General features: G+C 41.9%; 5 protein-coding genes. All 5 read right to left on the reverse strand.

What is annotated here, in order from left to right:
* The coding region (locus tag SOS22_RS04705; RefSeq protein WP_273344257.1) for a L17 family ribosomal protein at positions 1 to 129 on the reverse strand (129 nt) is incomplete at its 3' end.
* Between the two features lie 14 nt (positions 130 to 143).
* Positions 144 to 1,097, reverse strand: coding sequence for a DNA-directed RNA polymerase subunit alpha (locus tag SOS22_RS04710; protein WP_320326340.1), 954 nt, complete (start codon positions 1,095 to 1,097; stop codon positions 144 to 146).
* A gap of 25 nt (positions 1,098 to 1,122) precedes the next feature.
* On the reverse strand, positions 1,123 to 1,512 hold the full coding sequence (gene rpsK, locus SOS22_RS04715) for a 30S ribosomal protein S11 (RefSeq protein WP_128519440.1): 390 nt from the start codon (positions 1,510 to 1,512) through the stop codon (positions 1,123 to 1,125).
* A 16-nt stretch (positions 1,513 to 1,528) separates the two neighbouring features.
* On the reverse strand, positions 1,529 to 1,894 hold the full coding sequence (gene rpsM, locus SOS22_RS04720) for a 30S ribosomal protein S13 (RefSeq protein ID WP_320326054.1): 366 nt from the start codon (positions 1,892 to 1,894) through the stop codon (positions 1,529 to 1,531).
* Positions 1,895 to 1,906: 12 nt separating this feature from the next.
* The gene (gene rpmJ / locus SOS22_RS04725) at positions 1,907 to 2,023 is read right to left on the reverse strand and encodes a 50S ribosomal protein L36 (RefSeq protein ID WP_081637596.1); all 117 of its coding nucleotides are present in this window, start codon (positions 2,021 to 2,023) and stop codon (positions 1,907 to 1,909) included.

A 2,023-nucleotide genomic window follows, 5' to 3' on the forward strand; every position in this document is an offset into this window, starting at 1 on the left:
GACAGCAGATAATTCTTTCGCTTTCATTTCTGTCGTTTCTAATTGTTCTGCTTCGATCAAAGAAGTAGCCATGTTGCGCAACAAAGCCTTACGATGATCCGCAGTACGACCCAATTTACGATTCTGCATCGTGATCCTCCTATTTATTCATTGGATGCTCGGAAGCTCAATCCCAAAGCAGCCATTTTATCTTTCACTTCTTGAAGTGATTTTTTACCCAAATTACGAACATGGATCATTTCTTCTTCGGTTTTTTGTGTTAATTCATCCACCGTCGTAATACCAGCACGTTTTAAACAATTATAGGAACGAACACTCAATTCCAGATCTTCGATCATTTTCTGTTGCGCTGGATTGGCTTGTGTTTCCACTTCGATTTCTGGTGTTTCTTCTAAGTCGATGGTATCCTCATCCACATCGCGAATGATAGCTAAGTGATCACGCAAGATCTTACTAGCGATGGCCAAAGCCTCTGAAGGCTTTAATGTACCATCGGTCGTAATTCCCATCGTTAACTTATCGGCTTTTACACCATCAACATCCATTGTATCCACATGATATTCTACATTGGATACCGGTGCATACAATGAATCTGTATAAATCAAACCTAGAGGTTGATTATCCCCTTGATAAAGGTGTTTATTTGCTTCCGCACCGACATAACCACGACCTAATCGTGCTTGCATCGTTGCATAAATAGAACCACCATCAGCCACTGTACAAATATATAGATCCGGATTTAAGATGCTAACGCCGGTTGGACATTCAATGTCACGAGCATATACTTTATAAGGACCTTTTTTGTCAATGCGCAATGTGTAAATATCATTGTCATGCATATCGATTTTCAAGATCAATTGTTTTAAGTTTAAAATAATAGCGGATGCATCTTCCGTCACACCTTCGATTCCGGTAAATTCATGGTAAATACCATCAATCTGCAGATTGAAAATGGCTCCACCAGGAACGGAAGAAATCAATACACGACGTAATGCATTGCCTAATGGTCTTCCAAATTGATATTGAACTGGCTCAAAAACAAACTCTCCCTTGGTATCGTTTTCTTGAATGGTTTGAATGGTATAGTTTGTTGTCACAAGGGCACCTCCTTATTATTGATTCTTATCCACGAGGTCGTTTTGGTGGACGACATCCATTGTGTGGAATTGGTGTAACATCATTGATCATCTTGATCTCAAGTCCAGCAACTTGCAATGCTCGCACAGCCGCTTCTCGTCCTGGACCTGGTCCTTTGATCTCTACACTCACCGTCTTCATACCATGATCAGCTGCTGCTTTACCAGCGGCTTCACCAGCCAACTGAGCAGCATATGGTGTGCTCTTGCGGCTGCCTTTGAATCCTAAGGCTCCTGCACTGGACCATGATACCGCATTTCCTTGTTCATCTGTGATCGTTACGATCGTGTTATTGAAAGTTGAGTGGATATGTGCAACTCCACGCGCAACATTCTTTTTTGCACGACGTTTCGCTTTGGTTTTCTTCTGTGCCATACTCTACGCAACCTCCCTATTTCTTCTTGTTTGCCACTGTCTTGGCTTTTCCCTTACGCGTACGCGCATTGGTCTTCGTTCTTTGTCCTCGTACGGGCAATCCTTTTCTATGTCGGATTCCTCGATAACAACCAATCTCCATCAATCGTTTGATGTTCAATTGAACTTCGCGTCGAAGATCTCCTTCGACTTTGATGTTGTCGATTTCTTTACGAATCGCATTCATCTGCTCATCGCTCAGATCTTTTACACGAATATCTTCACTGACTTTTGCGTTTTCCAATACTTTCTTCGCTGTACTGTTTCCAATGCCATAAATATAGGTCAATGAAACAACGACGCGCTTATTGTTTGGAATATCTACACCTGCAATACGTGCCATTTCTTCCTCCTGTTAGTTTCCTTGTCTCTGTTTGTGCTTAGGGTTCTCACAGATTACCATGACTCTTCCCTTACGTCGAATGACTCGACATTTATCGCACATTGGTTTTACGGATGGTCTTACTTTCAT

It is taken from the genome of Absicoccus sp., assembly GCF_034090965.1.
Taxonomy (GTDB): Bacteria; Bacillota_I; Bacilli_A; order Erysipelotrichales; family Erysipelotrichaceae; genus Absicoccus; species Absicoccus intestinalis.

Coding starts and splice junctions, on each gene's coding strand:
- rpsK (WP_128519440.1), bottom strand. CDS start 1,512: ATGGCACAGAAGAAAACCAAAGCGAAACGTCGTGCAAAAAAGAATGTT.
- rpmJ (WP_081637596.1), bottom strand. CDS start 2,023: ATGAAAGTAAGACCATCCGTAAAACCAATGTGCGATAAATGTCGAGTC.
- rpsM (WP_320326054.1), bottom strand. CDS start 1,894: ATGGCACGTATTGCAGGTGTAGATATTCCAAACAATAAGCGCGTCGTT.